A 15,459-nucleotide genomic window follows, 5' to 3' on the forward strand; every position below is an offset into this window, starting at 1 on the left:
CGGCGACCATAAGGCCGAAACCGGGCTTCAGCCGAGCGCCGCGAGTACCGGAAAGGTCTCGAGCAGCCAGAAGCTGAAATCGGAGAACTGGCCGGTGAGCATCATCAGGCCGACGGTCCATAGCAGCAGCCCCGATGTCCGCTCGATCCGCCCCATGTGCCGCTTCATCCACGACATCGCGCCGGTCAGCTTGGGAAAGAATGCCGCGACCAGGAGGAACGGGATGCCCAGCCCGGCGGCATAGACCGCGAGCAGCGCCGCGCCGCGCGTCACCTCGGCCTCGGTCGCGGCCAGCCCGAGGATAGTGCCGAGGATCGGGCCGAGGCAGGGCGTCCAGCCGAAGGCGAAGGCCAGACCCAGCACGTAGGCGCCGAAGGCCGAGCCGCCCCTGTCGCCGCCCGAGATCCGCGCCTCGCGGTCGAGGAAGGGAATGCGGATGACGCCGGTGAAATGCGCGCCGAAGACCATGATGGTGATCCCGGCAATGATGTTGAACCAGTCCTGGAACTGCAGGAACATCCGCCCCAGCGCCGAGAAGGCGACCCCCAGCAGCAAGAAGACCGTCGACAGCCCCAGCACGAAGAACAGCGCCGCCGTCATCACCCGGCGCCGCTCGCGCGCGGGTGCGGCGAGATCGGTCACCGACACCCCGCCCATATAGGCCAGATAGGGCGGCACGATCGGCAGCACGCAGGGGCTGAGGAAGGACAGGAGCCCCGCCGTCAGCGCGATCATCATCGCGGGGAGAAGCGTCGCGTCGAGGATCATCTCGGCTGAGAACATCGAAAAACTCCTTTGGTCCGGCGAGGCTATCAGCCGCCGCCCGGGGCGTCACCAGCCCGGCTCTCACTTGGTCGTGCGGCAATGTGTCAGTCCCGCGCGGGAAGGCTCAGACGCCCGGCAGCACCCACAGCGCCTCGCGCGGGAGCCGCCAGCGGATGTCCTGCCCGGGCATGGCGCCGCGCGCGGCGCCCGCCCGCATCAGCGCCTCCAGCCGAAGCCCGGCGACCTCGGCGGTGATCCGGGTGAGCAGCCCCTCGAAGCGGGTCTCGATCACCCGCAGCGTCACCGCGTTCTCGCCCTCGCCGGTCTCGATCGCCTCGGGGCGCAGCGTCAGGCAGCCTTCCCCCGCAGGCGCGGCATGGGGCAGCGCCAGCCGCCCCAGCGCGCAGTCGAACGCGCCGCCCGAGGACCGGCCGGGGATGAAGTTGCAGCCGCCGAAGAACCGCGCCACCTCGAGATCGGCGGGCCGGTTCCAAAGCGTCGCCCCCCTGCCGATCTGGTGGATGCGGCCGCCCAGCATCAAGGCGACCCGGTCGCCCAGCACCGCCGCCTCTTCTTGGTCATGGGTGACGACCAGCGTGGTGATACCGGTCTCGCGCTGAAGCCGCCGGATCAGCGCCCGCATCTCGGTGCGCAGATGCGCGTCGAGCGACGAGAGCGGCTCGTCGAGCAGCAGCAGGCCGGGCTTCAGGACCAGCGCGCGGGCCAGCGCCACGCGCTGCCGCTGGCCGCCCGACAACTCGTGCGGGCGACGGTGCCCCAGACCTTCGAGTTGCACCTGTTCCAGCGCCTCGGCCACGCGCATCGCGATCTCGCGCTTCGGGCGTCGCTGCATGCGCAGGCCAAAGCCGACATTGGCGGTCACGTCCATATGCGCAAAGAGCTGACCCGACTGGAACACCAGCACCGCCTCGCGCCGCTCGGGCGGCAGGTGCAGCACCGACAGCCCGTCGAAGCGGACCTCGCCCGCATCGGGCGCGATCAGACCGGCGATGACGCGCAGCGCCGTGGTCTTGCCGCAGCCCGAGGGGCCGAGCAGGGCCAGCATCTCGCCGTTCCCCACCTCGAGCGAGAGCGCGTCGAGCGCCGGGCGCTCCGCGCCCGGATGGCGCAGATGCAGGTCGTTGAGCGTCAGCCGCGTCACCGCGTCCCTCCGATGGCCATGCCGCGCCCCGTCAGCTGCCGCGCCACGAGGGCGAGGATCACGAGGCCCGGGCCGAGGCTCAGCATCGCCAGCACCCCGGCCTGGTCGTTGCGCCCCGCGCCCGCCTGCGCATAGAGCAGCAAGGGCAGCGTCACCACCCGGCCGCCGCCGATGGTCAGCGTCAGGATGTATTGCGACCACGACACCAGAAAGGCGAAGAGCCCGGCCACGACGATGCCCGGCGCGATGGCGGGCAGCATCACGTGCCACAGCACCTGCAAAGGCTTTGCCCCGAGACTGCGGGCCTGCGCCTCGGCCTCGGCGTCGTAATTGGCGAAGACGCCCGACATCACGAAGATCACGTAAGGCAGCGTCGGCACCAGATGCACCAGCACCACGCCCGGCACCGAATTGGTGAGGCCCAGCCGCAGGAACACGCCATGGATGCCCAGCCCCACCGCTATGCCCGGCACGATCACCGGCGCCAGCAGCGCCAGCTCGACCAGCGCCTTGCCGCGAAACCGGTAGAGCCCGAGCGCCCGGCCCGCCGGAATGCCCAAGCCCAGCGCCAGCGCCGCGGCGGCAAGGGCGATCAGCGTCGTGGTGGCAAGTGCGCCGGGGATCTCCGAGCGCGGCGCGAAGGCCTGCATCCAAGGCTCGATGGTCCAGTGGGCGGGCAGGATCTGCGGAAAGAACCAGCCGCGCGCCACCGACCACAGCGCCAGCGGCAAGAGCGGCGCGACGAGAGCCGCGATCAGCGCCAGCCCCAGCAGGATGCGCAGCCGCGGGCTCAACGGTTCCGCCCCGCGAAGGCGGCGCGGATCAGCACCGCCGAGACCAGCGCGATCAGCATCGCCAGCGCCATCGCCTCGGGTCTTGCGGCGAGATCGGGGTCGGTGAAGCGCTGCCACGCCAGCACCGGCAACGCCGTGGGCGCGCTCTGCCCCAGAAGCACCGGCACCTCCCAGGCGCCGAAGGAGAAGGCGAAGACGATGGCGCCGGCGCGGATCAGCGCCGGCATCAGCAGCGGCAGCAGCACCAGCCGCATCGCCGCGAAGGGCGAAGCCCCGAGCGAGCGCGCGGCGCTTTCGGGGTCGTCGCCCAGACTTTGCATGTTGGCAAGGAGGATCAGCCCGATGAAAGGCACCTCCTTCCAGACGTAATGGGCGATGATGCCGATGGCGAAGCGGTCCTGCGTCAGCGCGGGAAAGCCCGCGGGTCCGTCGATCAGCCCGGCGCCCGCCGAGAGCCGCGCGACGAAGCCCGATTGCGACAGCAGCCACAGGATGCCCAGCGCGCCCACCGCGTGCGGGATGGTGAGGTTGATCTGGAACAGCAGCCGCGCCAGCCCCTGCCCCGGGAACCGGCGCCGCAGCAGCAGCGCCGCGCCGAGGCCGATCAGGCAGGAGAGCGCGGTCGAGGCGAAGGCGATCCAGAGCGACAGGCCGAGCGAACGCCAGACCCGGCCCTCGGACAGCACCGCGATCCAAGCGTCACCGCTGGCGCCGCCGCGACCCATGCCGAAAGAGCCCGCGAGCCCCAGCGCGAGGCCGCCGCCGAACAGCACCGCGATCACGCCGAGCGCGGGCGCGAGCGACAGCCATGGATGCCCGCGCCCGATCATCTCAGTTGCCGACGTTGCGAATCCAGCCATCCTCGATCGCCGAGGTCCAGTCGGCCTGAAGCTCCGGCAACGCCGCCTGCCCCAGCTCCTCGATCGAGACCACCGAGGGGTGCCGTTCAAGCGCCGCGAAGCCTGCCTGCACCTCGTCCGGGGCGCGGTCGGGCTCGATCACCGTGGCCGCGCCCCAGACCTCCGGCTGCGCTTTTTCGAGCTGCGCCTCGGCCGAGAGCAGCAGGTTCTGGGTCACCAAGGCGGCCGCCTTGTTCGCGGCGTTGACCGGGATCACCATGTAGTTGGTGTTGGCCAGCGTGCCGTCGCTCAACCCGTAGGAGCGCGCGGTCTCGGGGAAGATCCCGTTCACCACCGCCGTGCCGACCTCGGCAGGGTCGTAGGTGAAGAACAGGTCCACCTCCTGATTGGCGAACATCTGCTGCAGCTGGGTGATCGATGTCGGGTAGGTGACGCCCTCGCGCCACAGATTCGGCTCGATCCCGTTCAGGATCTCCCAGGTTTCGCCGGCCACCTCGTCGAACTTGGCCTGATCGAACGGCCCCATCAGCGCATCCGGCCCGCCCGCCACATGGGTGAAGACGTGGCGCACGAGGGCGGCACCGGTGAAATCGGGCGGCGCGGGATAGGTGAAGCGGCCCGGATTGGCCTTCACCCATGCCAGGAGCTCGGGGATCGAGCGCGGCGGCTCGGACGTGCGGGCGGTGTCGTGGGCGAAGGCGAACTGCACCCGGCTCCACGGCACCTCGCAGCCCTCGACCGGCGTGCCGAAATCATTGGCGATGGCGGGGTTGTCGAAATTCACCAGCGCCGCGTTGGGCAGCTTGTCGACATAGCCGCACCAGGCGAGGTCGCCCTGCTTCATGGTGCGGAAATTCTCGCCGTTGATCCAGATCATGTCGACCGCGCCCGTCGTCGCGCCCGCCTCGACCTCGCCCAGCACGATGTTCACCGCCTCGGCGGTGTCGGTGAGCGGCACGCGGTTGAGCGTGATGTTGTACTCCTCCTCGAGACGGCCGCCGATATAGTCGGAGACATAGGCGTTGATGTTGTCGGCCCCGCCCCACATGAAGACGTTGACCTCACCGCCGCGCGCGGTCTCGACGATCTCCTCCCAGCTCATCTCGAGCAGCGCATCGCCCTCCTGCGCCCGGGCCGCGCCGCTCGCGAGGATCAGCGCCCCAATGATCCCTGTCATCATCCGCTTCATGTTGCTCCTCCCGTCGATGCCGCCGGATCGCATCGCCCGGCTTCGGTCACAGGGTAGTGCCTGCGCCGCGATATCGGCGCAACACACCAAAATGTCAGGCGCTTGCAACATGAAAGCGATGATCAGTGATCGGCGGGCCGGCGCAGCGGGTTCGGTCCCGGCCCGTCATGACCGCCGGGCGCCGACGCGTTGTCCGGTGCCTTGACCGTGCCGCTGCGCTTCGGCTCGAACGAGGCATACCAGGCGGCCAGCGCCTCGATATCCGCCTCTTCCAGATCCTGCGCCGCGACCCGCATCAGGTTGTAGGCCTCGGTGCCGCCGCGCACCCCGTCGCGCCACAGCCGGAGCTGGGTGACCAGATAGGCCTCGTCCTGCCCGGCGAGAGGCGGGAAATCCCCCTTCAGCGCCTCGCCGCCCAGCCCTTCGAGGTCGCGCGGCCCCGGCCCGTGGCAGGCGGTGCAGGTGGGCACGTCGTCGGAGCCCGCCCGCGCCAGCCGCTCGCCCAGCGCCAGCGTTTCGGGGTCATGCGCCCGGACCCCGCCCGTTTCGTCCCGGGGCGCCTGCGCTTCTGCGAACCATTCGGCAAGCGCGCGCAGCTGGTCGGGGGCCAGTTCCGAGGCCGCATGCTGCATGATCCCGCTCTCGCGCCGCCCCTCGCGATAGGCCAAGAGCGCGGCCTCGATGTAATCGGCTTCGAAGATGTCGAGCCGTGGCACGTGGCGTGTGACGCCGCCATGGCAGCCCGCGCACCACGCCGCGCCTTCGGGGCCGCCGCTCTCGGTCAGCGCGGTCAGCTCGGCCTGCCGCTCGGGCGTCACCTCGCCCTTCTGGATCGCGCGCAGATAGGCGACCCCGGCCCAGACGTCGTCGCCGCGCTGCGAGGGCCATTGCGGCATGCCCGACATCTTCACGCCTTCGTAGAGGATCCAGTGCAGCTCTTCGGGGCTCCAGCTACCCACCGCCTCAGTGATGTGCGGCGGCACCGGGTTCATGCCGAGGATGGTGGCGGTGCGGTCGCGCCCAGGCACGGCGTGACACATGGCGCAGGCGGTCTCGAAATGCCGCGCGCCAAGCTCGATCAGCGCCGGGTCGTCGAGATCGGGGGCCGGCGTCTCGGGGTGGCCGGAATAGAGATCGACGGCGTTGCGATAGGTGGTGTGCAGCGCCCAGTAGGTCGGCGGCAGGTGGCCCGCGCGCGCCGACACGTTGTAGAGCCCGAAGGCAATGGTGGCACCGCCCGCCGCCGCGCCCAGCCCCGCCAGCACGGCGAGCGTGACGAGAACCGTCCTGGTCCGCTGCTTCATGCCGCGGCCTCCCTTTCCTTCACGGCGCGGGCGGTGAGCGCCAGCCCCGCCACGAGATAGACCGGCGTGCCGATCCCGAGCATCAGCATGCCGCCAAGCTGCTGGCCGCCCAGATCGGGCATCAGCCCGCACCAGGCGGAATAGAGATCGCGCGGCGCGAGGATCAACAGCGCCCCCAGAAGCGTCATGTGCATCGATGTGAGCAGCAGCCCCCCGGCCCCGGCCAGCGGATGCCCGGCCCGCAGGCAGCCGGCCCAGACCAGCAGCCCCGCCAGCAGAAAGCTGGCCTGCTCGGCGGCGAAGCCCGCCTCGGAGCGATAGGCCAGCGCATGGGCGCGCGGCAGGTGCCAGGCCCAGACCACCGCGAATTCGAGCGCTGCGGCGATCAGCGGGCCCAGCGCCAAGGCCCGGCCCAGCGCGGGCCAGCCCAGCACCAGAAGCGGCGCGGCGAGCGCCACGATGGTCATGTGCCGCAGCATGTGCCCCGCGAAGGAGGCGCCGAGCCACATCTCGAGCGGCGCGACCCAGACGGCGGCCAGAAGCCCCAGCCCGAGGATCATTGGCACCGGCCTGATCGCGCCGGGCCTCACTGGCAGGTTCCGAGGATGATCAAGGGCAACGTGTCGTAGACCACGCCGATGAACGACACCAGCGCCAGCAGGAACCCCGCATGGCCGAGAAACTGGTGCCGGTCCTCGGCGCTGCCCTCGGGGTTCGAGAATTCGCCGGTGTCGCGCACGTCCCAGCGCAGGAAGGCGCGCCAGCCGATCCAGGCGATCGCGGCGAGCATCGCGACGGTCATCGCGATCAGGGCGATGCGCAACGCGCCCATCGAGAACATGCGCTCGAACTTGAAGCAGTAGACCGAGACCGCCGCGTAGCTGATCAGGAAGTGGAAGGCCCAGATCGTCGGCCCGAGCGTGATCCGCCACAGGCTCTCGCGCTCTTCCGAGAATTCGTGCTCGTCCTCGCGCGGATGCGAGGGCCGGTCGTGATCGCTGCGCTCCATGCGGCCCTCCCTCACATCAGCCGGGGCACGATACCCATCATCGCGCCGGTCACCAGCGCCGTCAGCCCCAGGAAGTGCCAAAACAACGTGACGTTCCACAGATCCGCGTCATAGCGCGGGGTCAGCTTGCCGAAGAGGCTGCCGGCGAGGCAATAGAGCTGCATGATGGTGCCGACGATGCCATGCGCCACCACCCAGACCATCAGCGCCCACATCATCGCCGGATAGACATGGCTGGCGGGGTCGAGATCCATGACCGACAGGATGAAGCCACCCATCCCGGCCAGCGTCAGGAGCGGCGCCAGCGCCAGCGCCCCGCGCGCCAGCCCCACCCGGCCGGCCCGGTTCAAACCGCGCGCGCCGCGCGTCAGCGCCCATGCGGCGGCGAAGGCGGCGGTGGAGAGCGCGACGAGATAGCCGTTGGCATGCTCGGCCCCCGGCGGCGGGAAGGCGGTGTTCGAGGTCCAGTAGAAGAACACCCCGAAGACCAGCGACGCAAAGGCGGTGGCGTCGCCCAGCATGGTGATCCAGACCGCCCACCAGCCCACCGCCTGCGGCCCGGCGGCATAGGTCGGCAGGCTGAGGCCGAGGCCCACATCCTTCATGTCCTTTTCCGGCGGCCGCGCGGTCGAGGTCCAGAGCCAGTAGAGGATGCAGACCACCGCGAAGGCCGCCGAGACGATGGCCGGGCCATAAATGTGGAAGGTCGGCAGGATGAAGGCGCCGCCGGTGAAGGCCGCCGCCCAGATCGTGATATAGGCCGGGCCGGTCACCCGCTGCACCTGGATCGGCCGCGCGTCGATCACGCTGGTCACGATGGTCTCGCGCAGCCCCTCCTCGGCGTCGGGCAGGTAGTAGCGCCCCTGATCCATGCGCTCGACCAGCTTGGGCTGATCCCAGAGCGGGTAGCGCGAGGTGATGTGCGGGATCGAGCGCACGCCCCACTTGGTCTCGGGGATCTCGTGGCTCCATTCCAGCGTGCCGGCCCCCCACGGGTTGCGCTCGATCTGCGGCTGGTCCTTCTTGGGGCGCACGATGTCCCAGGCGAAAACCGCGAAACCGGCGGCGACGATGAACGAGCCCACGGTCGAGATCTGGTTGAGCCAGTCGATGCCCAGGCCCTCGGGATAGGTGTAGACCCGGCGCGGCATGCCGAGGAGGCCGGTGAGATGCATCGGCAGGAAGGTTATGTTGAAGCCGGTGAAGATCAGCCAGAAGGACCAGCGGCCCAGCCGCTCGGAGAGCATCTTCTTCCGGAAGAACGGGAAGAAGTAATAGACCCCCGCGATCACCGGGAAGACCATGCCGCCGAACAGCGTGTAATGCAGGTGCGCCACGATGAAATAGGTGTCGTGCACCTGCCAGTCGAAGGGCGCGATCGCGACCATGACGCCGGTCAGGCCACCCGCCGTGAAGATCGCCAGAGCCCCCGCGATCCACAGCATCGGCAGCGTCATGACCACCTTGCCGGCGATCAGCGTCGCGACGAAGGCGAAGAGCTGGATGCCGGTCGGGATCACCACCGCCTCGGAGGCCGCCGAGAAGAACCCCAGCGACATGTTGGGCAGGCCGGTGGTGAACATGTGGTGCACCCAGAGCCCGAAGCTCAGGAACCCGGTCCCCACCGCCGAGAGCACGATCCATGAATAGCCGAGGATCGGCCGGCGCGCGACCGTCGGCACGATCATCGCGGCGATGGCGATCGAGGGCAGGAAGATGATGTAGACCTCCGGGTGGCCGAAGATCCAGAACAGGTGCTGCCACAGCATCGGGTCGCCGCCGCGCGTGTGATCGAAGAACGGCCAGTCGAACGAGCGCTCCAGTTCGAACAGGAAATCTCCCGCGATCAGCGGCGGAAAGGCAAACAGGATCATGCCGCCGACGACAAGGACGTACCACGCGTAGAGCGGCATGACGTTGACGCGCATGCCGGGCGGGCGACACTTCAACGCGCCGACGATCAGCTCGACCGCCGCCGCGATCGAGGCCACCTCGATGAAGCTGAGGCCCAGCAGCCAGATGTCCGAGCCGATGCCAAGCTCGATGGTGGCGAGCGGCGGATACATGAACCAGCCCGCCTTGGGCGCCGCCGAGAACAGGATCGAGCCGATCACGAAGATGCCGCCGATCAGAAAGGCCCAGTAGCCATAGGCCGAGAGCCGCGGGAACGGCATGTCGCGCGCGCCCAGAAAGGCGGGCAGGATCAGGATCGAGATCGCCTCGAACATCGGCACGGCGAAGAGGAACATCATCGCCGAGCCGTGCATGGTGAAGAGCTGGTTGAACATGTCGGCCGAGATCAGGTCGTTCTCCGGCACCCAGAGCTGCAACCGCATCAGCAGCGCCATGACACCCGCGATCAGCATGAAGACGAAGGCGGTCATGGTGTACCAGACGCCGACCTCGGAGTTGTTCACGGCGGTCCAGTAGCGCCAGCCCTCGGGCGTCTTCCAGGCACGGCGCAGGTTCTCTTCCTGCCGCTCGCGGACCTCGCGCGGCACCGGCTCGTTCAGCATCTCCTCGGTCGGGGGATAGATGCCCCGTGGCGCGAGGTCGCCCGCGGGGATGCTTCGGTCGGTCATTCGAGGCCCTCGAGATAGGCGGCGATCGCGTCGATCTGTTCGCCCGTAAGGTGGTCATAGGCGGGCATTTCGGCGCCGGGCTTCCAGGCGCCCGGGTTGGCGACCCACTTGGCGAAATCCTCAGTGCTCGTGCCGAGCCGCCCGGCGGCGAGCGAATGGCGCGAGCCGACATGGGTGAGATCCGGCCCCACCCGCCCCACGGCGGGGGTGCCGCGCACCGCGTGGCAGGCGCCGCAGCCCTGCGACAAAAACAGCGCCGCCCCCCGGGCCGCCTCCGCGCTCGCGGGCGTCACTGCCGGGGCGGCCTCGGCCGCGAGCCATGCCTCGAAAGCCTCGGGCTCCATCACCTCGGCCTCGAAGGCCATCCAGGCGTGGCTTTCGCCGCAGAACTCGGCGCATTGGCCGCGATAGATGCCGGGGCGTTCGGGACCGAGCGTCATTTCGTTCACCCGGCCGGGAAACATGTCCATCTTGCCGCCCAGTGACGGCACCCAGAAGGAATGGATCACCTCCTTGCTGTCGAGCAGGAAGGTCGAGCGGACGCCCGCGGGCAGCCGGATCTCGTTGGCGGTGGTGACGGTGCTGCCGTCCTCGCGCTGATATTCGACGCGCCACCACCACTGCTCCCCGGTCACCCGGATCACCGGCCCGTCGCCGGTGGCGCGCAGGTCGGGCATGATGCTCAGCCCATAGACCAGCAGCGCGCTCAGCGTCACCGTCGGGAAAGCGATGCCGCCCAGAATCACCAGCCAGTTGGCGATCCGCTGCGAATGCGCCGCCGGGCTGCGCCGCGTGGCCCAGTAGAACAGCCCGTTCATCCCGAACCACAACACCACCGCGCCCGCGAGCATGACCCAGAACAGGTCGCCCAGGATACGCGCGTCCTCGCCGCCCGGCACCAGCGCCGATTGCCGCCCCTCGCAGGCGGCGAGCAGCAGGAACGACAGGAGCGCGAGCCGCGACGGGCCGGGGAGAAAGATGGGTCGGGCGCGGGTCTCGCGGGGCATGCAGGGTCCGGGGTCAGCGGCGCTCGCGCCAAGGTCACGACAATGAGAGCGCGCCCCGCGCTGCGGTCAACGTCGCAAGTCGAAGAAATCGCACCGAGACCTGTGCATTGCGCGACGTCGCGCAATCGCTATGTAACGGCGTCATGACATTCGCACATTCCAGCTCCCTCACCGGGCGTCTCCCGGTTTCCGGCATCTTCGCAGGCGTCGCGATGCTGCTGTTCGTCGCGGTGGCGCTGGGGCTGTGGCGCGACCAGTTGGACTGGCAGTTCCGCGAGAGCGGGATCGTCACCTATGGCTCGGTGCTGCTTCTGGGCCTGATCTCGTGGACGAGCTTCGCGATCGGCAAGGTCCGGCGCGACCGCGCCCGTCCGTTCCTGCGCGATCCGCGCGCCGTCTGGATCGCCATCGGTGCGGGCTTCGCCTTTCTCGCGCTCGACGATCTGGCGCAGATCCACGAGAATCTCGACAAGCTGATCCACACCCTCGCGGGGGCCAAGTCGACGGCGCTGACCGACCGGCTCGACGACCTGATCATCGCGTTCTACGGGCTGGTCGGGCTCGCGGTGCTGTGGCTGTGCCGCTCGGAGCTGCGCCGGTTTCGCGGGCTGCTCCCGTGGCTTGGCTTCGGCTTCGCGCTCCTGGTGCTGCAAGTCGGTCTCGACGCGATCTCGAACCGTGACGAATGGCTCGACTGGCTCGCCGTCGCCGAGGCGCAAAGACCGCTCTATGCCGACGTGATGACGGTGTTCGAGGAAGGCGCGAAGCTCTTTGCCGAGGCCGCCTTCCTGTCGGGCTTCGTACTCGCACGGCGCGGATTGCACGACGCCTGAGTTTCAGACGCCGCGCTTGTTGCCCCAGATCAGCACGTGCAGCTGCGGCAGCACGCGCGCCTCGAACCAGCCATCGGCCAGCGCCCGGCTCACCAGCCAATCCATGCGGTCGGTGATGCCGTCCATGTCGATCTCGGCATCCTCGGCCTCGGGCGGCGGCGGCGTATGGTTGCCGGGCTGGAGGTAGACCGGCAGCTGCGGGTAGCGACCGGCCACCTCGCGGGCCCAGAGGTAATCGGCCTCGTCGAACACCACGATCTTCAGGATCGCTTCCGCGTCCCCCGCCGCGGCGAGGCACTCGTCGAAGCGCGCCCAATCCGGCGCCTCGCCCGAGGACGGCGGCTTGGGTGACAGGACCAGCGGCTCCAGCCGGGAAAACCAGTCGCGCGCCACCGAGCCTTGGGTCTCCAGCGCGAAGCGGTAGCCCAGGGCGCGCCCGCGCTCGATCAGCGGGCCGCAATCCTGGATCGCCGGGTTGCCGCCCGAGATGGTGACCGTCAGCGGCCGCCCGCCGGACAGCTCGACGATGCGGTCCCAGACCGCCCTGGTTTCCATCGCCGCCCATGTGTGGCGGTATTCGCTCTCGACCGCGTGCAGGCTGTCGCACCACGAGCAGCGGTAGTCGCAGCCGCCCAGCCGCACGAAGACCGTGGCCTGGCCGATCAGCGCGCCCTCGCCCTGGATCGTCGGGCCGAAGATCTCGGAGACGCGCAGCGTGGTCATGCCGCGCGCCGCCCAGGCTGGGGCCGGTACTCGGCCCAGGTCTTCGGCGTCTCCGACACCCGCACCGCGCTGACCTGGTCCCAGCGCGCGGCGGCCCAGTCGTAGATCGCCCGGGCCAGCACCTCTGAGGTCACGCCGTCATGGCCGAACACCTCGTTGAGATGGCGATGGTCGAGATGGTCGTCGATCCAGCGCTTGAGCGGGTCGAGCGCCCGGTAGTCGAGCACGAAGCCGTTCTCGTCGAGCTCCTCGGACTGCAATTCCACCTCTGCGATGTAGTTGTGCCCGTGCAGCCGGGCGCAGGGGTGGTCGCCCGGCAGGCCGCAAAGCTGATGGCTGGCGGAGAAGTGGAATTCCTTGGTGATCGTGTACATCACTTCGCCCCCCGCGCGACGGCCTCGACCCAGAAATCCGGATCGGCATATTCGGTGGGGTCCGCGACGCCCGCGAGGTGGAACGCCTCGCGCCGCTCGACGCAGGTGCCGCAGCGGCCGCAATGCTTCTCGCCGCCCTTGTAGCAGGACCAGGTCTCGGCGAAGGGCGTGCCGTGCTTCGCACCCTCGGTCACGATCGCCGATTTCGGTTCGTGCACGAACGGGGTGTAGAGCCGGACATCGGCGTAGCCATCGAGCGCTTGGCGCTGCATCGCGTCGAAGGCTTCGGTGAATGCCGGGCGGCAGTCGGGGTAGATGAAGTGATCGCCGCCATGCACCGCCGTCGCCACGGCGTCGGCCTTCTGCGCCGCAGCTAAGCCGAAGGCCACGGTCAGCATGATCGCGTTGCGGTTCGGCACCACGGTCGTCTTCATGGTGTCCTCGGCATAATGCCCGTCGGGCACCTCGACATCGTCGGTGAGCGCCGAGCCCGACAGATGCGCGCCGATCGAGCGCATGTCGATCAGGTGGAACGGCACGCCCAGCCGCTCGGCGGCGGCGCGGGCGAAGTCCAGCTCTTTCGAGTGGCGCTGGCCATAGTCGAAGGAGATGAGGCCGGCCAGCTCGTTCTCGGCGGCGACCTTGTGGGCGAGCGACACGCTGTCGAGCCCGCCAGAGCAGATTACATAGGTTTTCATCAGATCCGTCCTTGTTTTGACCGGGTAGGCTGCGACCGGTGCCCGGACCATTCCGGGCGACCCTCACTAGCGCATCCGGGCGGGACGGGAAAGATCAGCCTTCGGGCACGTTTTCGCGCAGCTCCTCGAGCCAGACCGCCGCGCTCGCATCCGACGGCGCGCGCCAGTCGCCGCGGGGGCTGAGCGAGCCACCGGCCGAGACCTTGGGCCCGTTCGGCATGGCCGAGCGCTTGAACTGCGCGAAGCCGAAGAAGCGGGAGACGAAGACCTCCAGCCACTTGCGGATCTCCGCGAGGTCGTAGGCGCGGCGCTTTTCCTGCGGGAAGCCGATCGGCCAGAGCCCCTTCTCGGCATCGTGCCAGGCGTGCCATGCGAGGAAGGCCACCTTCGAAGGCGGCAGCCCGTAGCGCATGGTGTGGAACAGGAAGAAGTCGTGCAGCGCGTAGGGCCCGATCCGGTCCTCGGTCGATTGCAGCTCCTCTTCCTCGGATTGCGGCACCAGTTCGGGCGAGATCTCCGTATCCAGGATCGCCTGCAGCACGTCGGTGGTTGCGGCCTCGTCGAACTGCCCGGACTGGATCGACCAGCGGATCAGGTACTGGATCAGCGTCTTGGGCACGCCGGAATTGACGTTGTAATGGCTCATCTGGTCGCCGACGCCATAGGTGCACCAGCCCAGCGCCAGTTCACTCAGATCCCCGGTGCCGACGACGATGCCGCCATTCTGATTGGCCAGCCGGAACAGGTAATCGGTCCGGAGCCCCGCCTGCACGTTCTCGAAGGTGATGTCATAGACCGGATCGCCGCCGGAGAACGGGTGATCCATGTCCTTCAGCATCTGCCGCGCGGCGGGCCGGATATCGATCTCGGCCGCCTGCACCCCCATCGCGCGCATCAGCTTCCAGGCGTTCGACTTGGTGGCATCCCCGGTGGCGAAGCCGGGCATGGTGTAGCCGAGGATCGTGTCGCGTGGCAGGCCCATGCGGTCGCAGGCCTTGGCCACAACGATCAGCGCGTGGGTGCTGTCGAGCCCGCCGGAAATGCCGATCACCAGCTTGGGGTTGCCGATCGATTCCATCCGGCGGCGCAGCCCTTCGACCTGGATGTTGAAGGCCTCGTAGCAGTCGAGATCGAGATGGCTTTCGCGGTTCGGCACGTAAGGGTAGCGACGGATCGGCCGGATCAGCCCGGCATCCTCGAAATGCGGCCGATGCGCGAAGCGGATGCGCCGAAAGGCCGGGGCCTGCCCCTTGCCCGCGTCGTTGAAGGTGCCGGTGCGGATCCGCTCGTTCACAAGCCGCTGCGTGTCGATATCGGCCATGCACAGCTCGGGCTCCACGTCGAAGCGGCCCGACTGCGCCAGCAGGTCGCCCATCTCGTAGACCGCGCCCTGCCCGTCCCAGCTCAGATCGGTGGTGCTCTCGCCGGGGCCTGCGGCGGAATAGGCATAGGCCGCGAAACTGCGCATGCCGTGGCTGCGGCACAGCACGTGGCGGTCGTCGGATTTGCCGATCACGATGTTCGAGGCCGAGAGGTTGGTGAGGATCAGCGCGCCTTCGGTGGCCGCCTGGCTCGACGGCGGCACGGGGGCCCAGAAATCCTCGCAGATCTCCGTGTGGAAGATCAGGCCGGGCAGATCCTCGGCCTCGAAGATCAGGTCGGTGCCGAAGGGCACTTCCTCTCCCCCGAACCGCATCGCGCGGCCCGTGACGCCGCGCCCCTCGGCGAACCAGCGTTTTTCGTAAAATTCGCGGTAATTCGGCAGGAAGCTCTTGGGCACCACGCCGAGAATGCGCCCGCGCGAGATCACCACGGCGCAGTTGTAAAGCCGCCCCTCATGGCGCAGCGGCGCGCCGATCAGCAACACCGGAGCGAGCTTGGCGCTGGCCTCGGTGATGCGCGTCACCGCCGCCTCGACCGCGTCGAGAAGCGCGGTCTGCATGTGCAGGTCGTCGATCGCGTAGGAGGAGACGCAGAGCTCGGGGAACACCACGAGATCGGCCTTGGCATCATGCGCGCGCCGCGCCTCGGCGATCACCGCGTCGCGGTTGAACGACACGTCGGCGGGCCGCACGCGCGGCGTCGCCGTGGCGACACGGACGAACCCGTGCCGGTGCAGGGAGTGAAAGGCGTCTGGCCCTTTGCGCATGTTCGTCACC

Annotated in this window: 15 protein-coding genes; 1 reads left to right on the plus strand and 14 read right to left on the minus strand. The window is 68.9% G+C overall.

Going from position 1 to position 15,459, the window contains the following annotated elements; genetic code table 11:
* Window positions 1-27 precede the first annotated feature (27 nt).
* The 10 genes from ACRAQ3_RS10050 to ACRAQ3_RS10095 form a co-directional block, all read right to left on the minus strand.
* Window positions 28-783 (minus strand): cytochrome c biogenesis CcdA family protein, encoded by a 756-nt coding sequence (locus tag ACRAQ3_RS10050; RefSeq protein WP_269395910.1) that lies wholly within the window; start codon window positions 781-783, stop codon window positions 28-30.
* A gap of 106 nt (window positions 784-889) precedes the next feature.
* Entirely contained in the window at window positions 890-1,927 is a 1,038-nt protein-coding gene (locus ACRAQ3_RS10055) for an ABC transporter ATP-binding protein (RefSeq protein WP_432254530.1), read from the minus strand.
* Entirely contained in the window at window positions 1,924-2,721 is a 798-nt protein-coding gene (locus tag ACRAQ3_RS10060) for an ABC transporter permease (protein WP_432254531.1), read from the minus strand. Before ACRAQ3_RS10060 ends, ACRAQ3_RS10055 begins: the two co-directional genes overlap by 4 nt.
* On the minus strand, window positions 2,718-3,551 hold the full coding sequence (locus ACRAQ3_RS10065; RefSeq protein ID WP_085895794.1) for an ABC transporter permease: 834 nt from the start codon (window positions 3,549-3,551) through the stop codon (window positions 2,718-2,720). The genes ACRAQ3_RS10060 and ACRAQ3_RS10065 overlap by 4 nt, the downstream gene beginning before the upstream one ends.
* Before the next feature lies 1 nt (window position 3,552).
* Window positions 3,553-4,758 carry an ABC transporter substrate-binding protein gene (locus tag ACRAQ3_RS10070; RefSeq protein ID WP_432254532.1) on the minus strand — a complete coding sequence of 402 codons (1,206 nt, stop codon included), beginning with the start codon at window positions 4,756-4,758 and terminating at the stop codon, window positions 3,553-3,555.
* 134 nt (window positions 4,759-4,892) lie between these two features.
* Entirely contained in the window at window positions 4,893-6,074 is a 1,182-nt protein-coding gene (locus ACRAQ3_RS10075) for a c-type cytochrome (protein ID WP_432254533.1), read from the minus strand.
* Entirely contained in the window at window positions 6,071-6,634 is a 564-nt protein-coding gene (locus ACRAQ3_RS10080; protein WP_269396160.1) for a cytochrome c oxidase assembly protein, read from the minus strand. The genes ACRAQ3_RS10075 and ACRAQ3_RS10080 overlap by 4 nt, the downstream gene beginning before the upstream one ends.
* Before the next feature lie 26 nt (window positions 6,635-6,660).
* Window positions 6,661-7,083 carry a hypothetical protein gene (locus tag ACRAQ3_RS10085; protein WP_432254534.1) on the minus strand — a complete coding sequence of 141 codons (423 nt, stop codon included), beginning with the start codon at window positions 7,081-7,083 and terminating at the stop codon, window positions 6,661-6,663.
* An 11-nt stretch (window positions 7,084-7,094) separates the two neighbouring features.
* On the minus strand, window positions 7,095-9,665 hold the full coding sequence (ctaD, locus tag ACRAQ3_RS10090) for a cytochrome c oxidase subunit I (RefSeq protein ID WP_432254535.1): 2,571 nt from the start codon (window positions 9,663-9,665) through the stop codon (window positions 7,095-7,097).
* Complete coding sequence (locus ACRAQ3_RS10095; RefSeq protein WP_432254536.1) at window positions 9,662-10,672, minus strand: cytochrome c oxidase subunit II; 1,011 nt, start codon at window positions 10,670-10,672, stop codon at window positions 9,662-9,664. Before ACRAQ3_RS10095 ends, ctaD begins: the two co-directional genes overlap by 4 nt.
* A 143-nt stretch (window positions 10,673-10,815) precedes the next feature.
* Here ACRAQ3_RS10095 and ACRAQ3_RS10100 point away from each other — a divergent pair, with 143 nt between their 5' ends.
* Window positions 10,816-11,505, plus strand: a complete 690-nt coding sequence (locus tag ACRAQ3_RS10100; RefSeq protein WP_432254537.1) for a hypothetical protein — start codon at window positions 10,816-10,818, stop codon at window positions 11,503-11,505.
* A gap of 3 nt (window positions 11,506-11,508) precedes the next feature.
* On the opposite strand, the gene queE is transcribed toward ACRAQ3_RS10100, so the two are convergent.
* From queE to ACRAQ3_RS10120, 4 genes are all read right to left on the minus strand, one after another.
* Complete coding sequence (gene queE, locus ACRAQ3_RS10105) at window positions 11,509-12,228, minus strand: 7-carboxy-7-deazaguanine synthase QueE (RefSeq protein WP_432254538.1); 720 nt, start codon at window positions 12,226-12,228, stop codon at window positions 11,509-11,511.
* Entirely contained in the window at window positions 12,225-12,602 is a 378-nt protein-coding gene (locus ACRAQ3_RS10110) for a 6-pyruvoyl trahydropterin synthase family protein (protein ID WP_269395921.1), read from the minus strand. Before ACRAQ3_RS10110 ends, queE begins: the two co-directional genes overlap by 4 nt.
* Window positions 12,602-13,300 (minus strand): 7-cyano-7-deazaguanine synthase QueC, encoded by a 699-nt coding sequence (queC, locus tag ACRAQ3_RS10115; RefSeq protein WP_269395922.1) that lies wholly within the window; start codon window positions 13,298-13,300, stop codon window positions 12,602-12,604. The genes ACRAQ3_RS10110 and queC overlap by 1 nt, the downstream gene beginning before the upstream one ends.
* A gap of 94 nt (window positions 13,301-13,394) precedes the next feature.
* Window positions 13,395-15,449 (minus strand): NAD(+) synthase, encoded by a 2,055-nt coding sequence (locus ACRAQ3_RS10120; protein ID WP_432254539.1) that lies wholly within the window; start codon window positions 15,447-15,449, stop codon window positions 13,395-13,397.
* Window positions 15,450-15,459 lie beyond the last annotated feature (10 nt).

It is taken from the genome of Limimaricola sp. AA108-03, assembly GCF_050847355.1.
Taxonomy (GTDB): domain Bacteria; phylum Pseudomonadota; class Alphaproteobacteria; order Rhodobacterales; family Rhodobacteraceae; genus Limimaricola.

Excerpts from the sequence above, each read along its gene's own strand:
- ACRAQ3_RS10050 (WP_269395910.1), bottom strand. The coding sequence starts at position 783 with ATGTTCTCAGCCGAGATGATCCTCGACGCGACGCTTCTCCCCGCGATG.
- ACRAQ3_RS10080 (WP_269396160.1), bottom strand. The coding sequence starts at position 6,634 with ATGATCCTCGGGCTGGGGCTTCTGGCCGCCGTCTGGGTCGCGCCGCTC.
- ACRAQ3_RS10100 (WP_432254537.1), top strand. The coding sequence starts at position 10,816 with ATGACATTCGCACATTCCAGCTCCCTCACCGGGCGTCTCCCGGTTTCC.
- ACRAQ3_RS10120 (WP_432254539.1), bottom strand. The coding sequence starts at position 15,449 with ATGCGCAAAGGGCCAGACGCCTTTCACTCCCTGCACCGGCACGGGTTC.
- ctaD (WP_432254535.1), bottom strand. The coding sequence starts at position 9,665 with ATGACCGACCGAAGCATCCCCGCGGGCGACCTCGCGCCACGGGGCATC.
- ACRAQ3_RS10110 (WP_269395921.1), bottom strand. The coding sequence starts at position 12,602 with ATGTACACGATCACCAAGGAATTCCACTTCTCCGCCAGCCATCAGCTT.
- ACRAQ3_RS10065 (WP_085895794.1), bottom strand. The coding sequence starts at position 3,551 with ATGATCGGGCGCGGGCATCCATGGCTGTCGCTCGCGCCCGCGCTCGGC.
- queC (WP_269395922.1), bottom strand. The coding sequence starts at position 13,300 with ATGAAAACCTATGTAATCTGCTCTGGCGGGCTCGACAGCGTGTCGCTC.
- ACRAQ3_RS10070 (WP_432254532.1), bottom strand. The coding sequence starts at position 4,758 with ATGACAGGGATCATTGGGGCGCTGATCCTCGCGAGCGGCGCGGCCCGG.
- ACRAQ3_RS10085 (WP_432254534.1), bottom strand. The coding sequence starts at position 7,083 with ATGGAGCGCAGCGATCACGACCGGCCCTCGCATCCGCGCGAGGACGAG.
- queE (WP_432254538.1), bottom strand. The coding sequence starts at position 12,228 with ATGACCACGCTGCGCGTCTCCGAGATCTTCGGCCCGACGATCCAGGGC.
- ACRAQ3_RS10075 (WP_432254533.1), bottom strand. The coding sequence starts at position 6,074 with ATGAAGCAGCGGACCAGGACGGTTCTCGTCACGCTCGCCGTGCTGGCG.
- ACRAQ3_RS10095 (WP_432254536.1), bottom strand. The coding sequence starts at position 10,672 with ATGCCCCGCGAGACCCGCGCCCGACCCATCTTTCTCCCCGGCCCGTCG.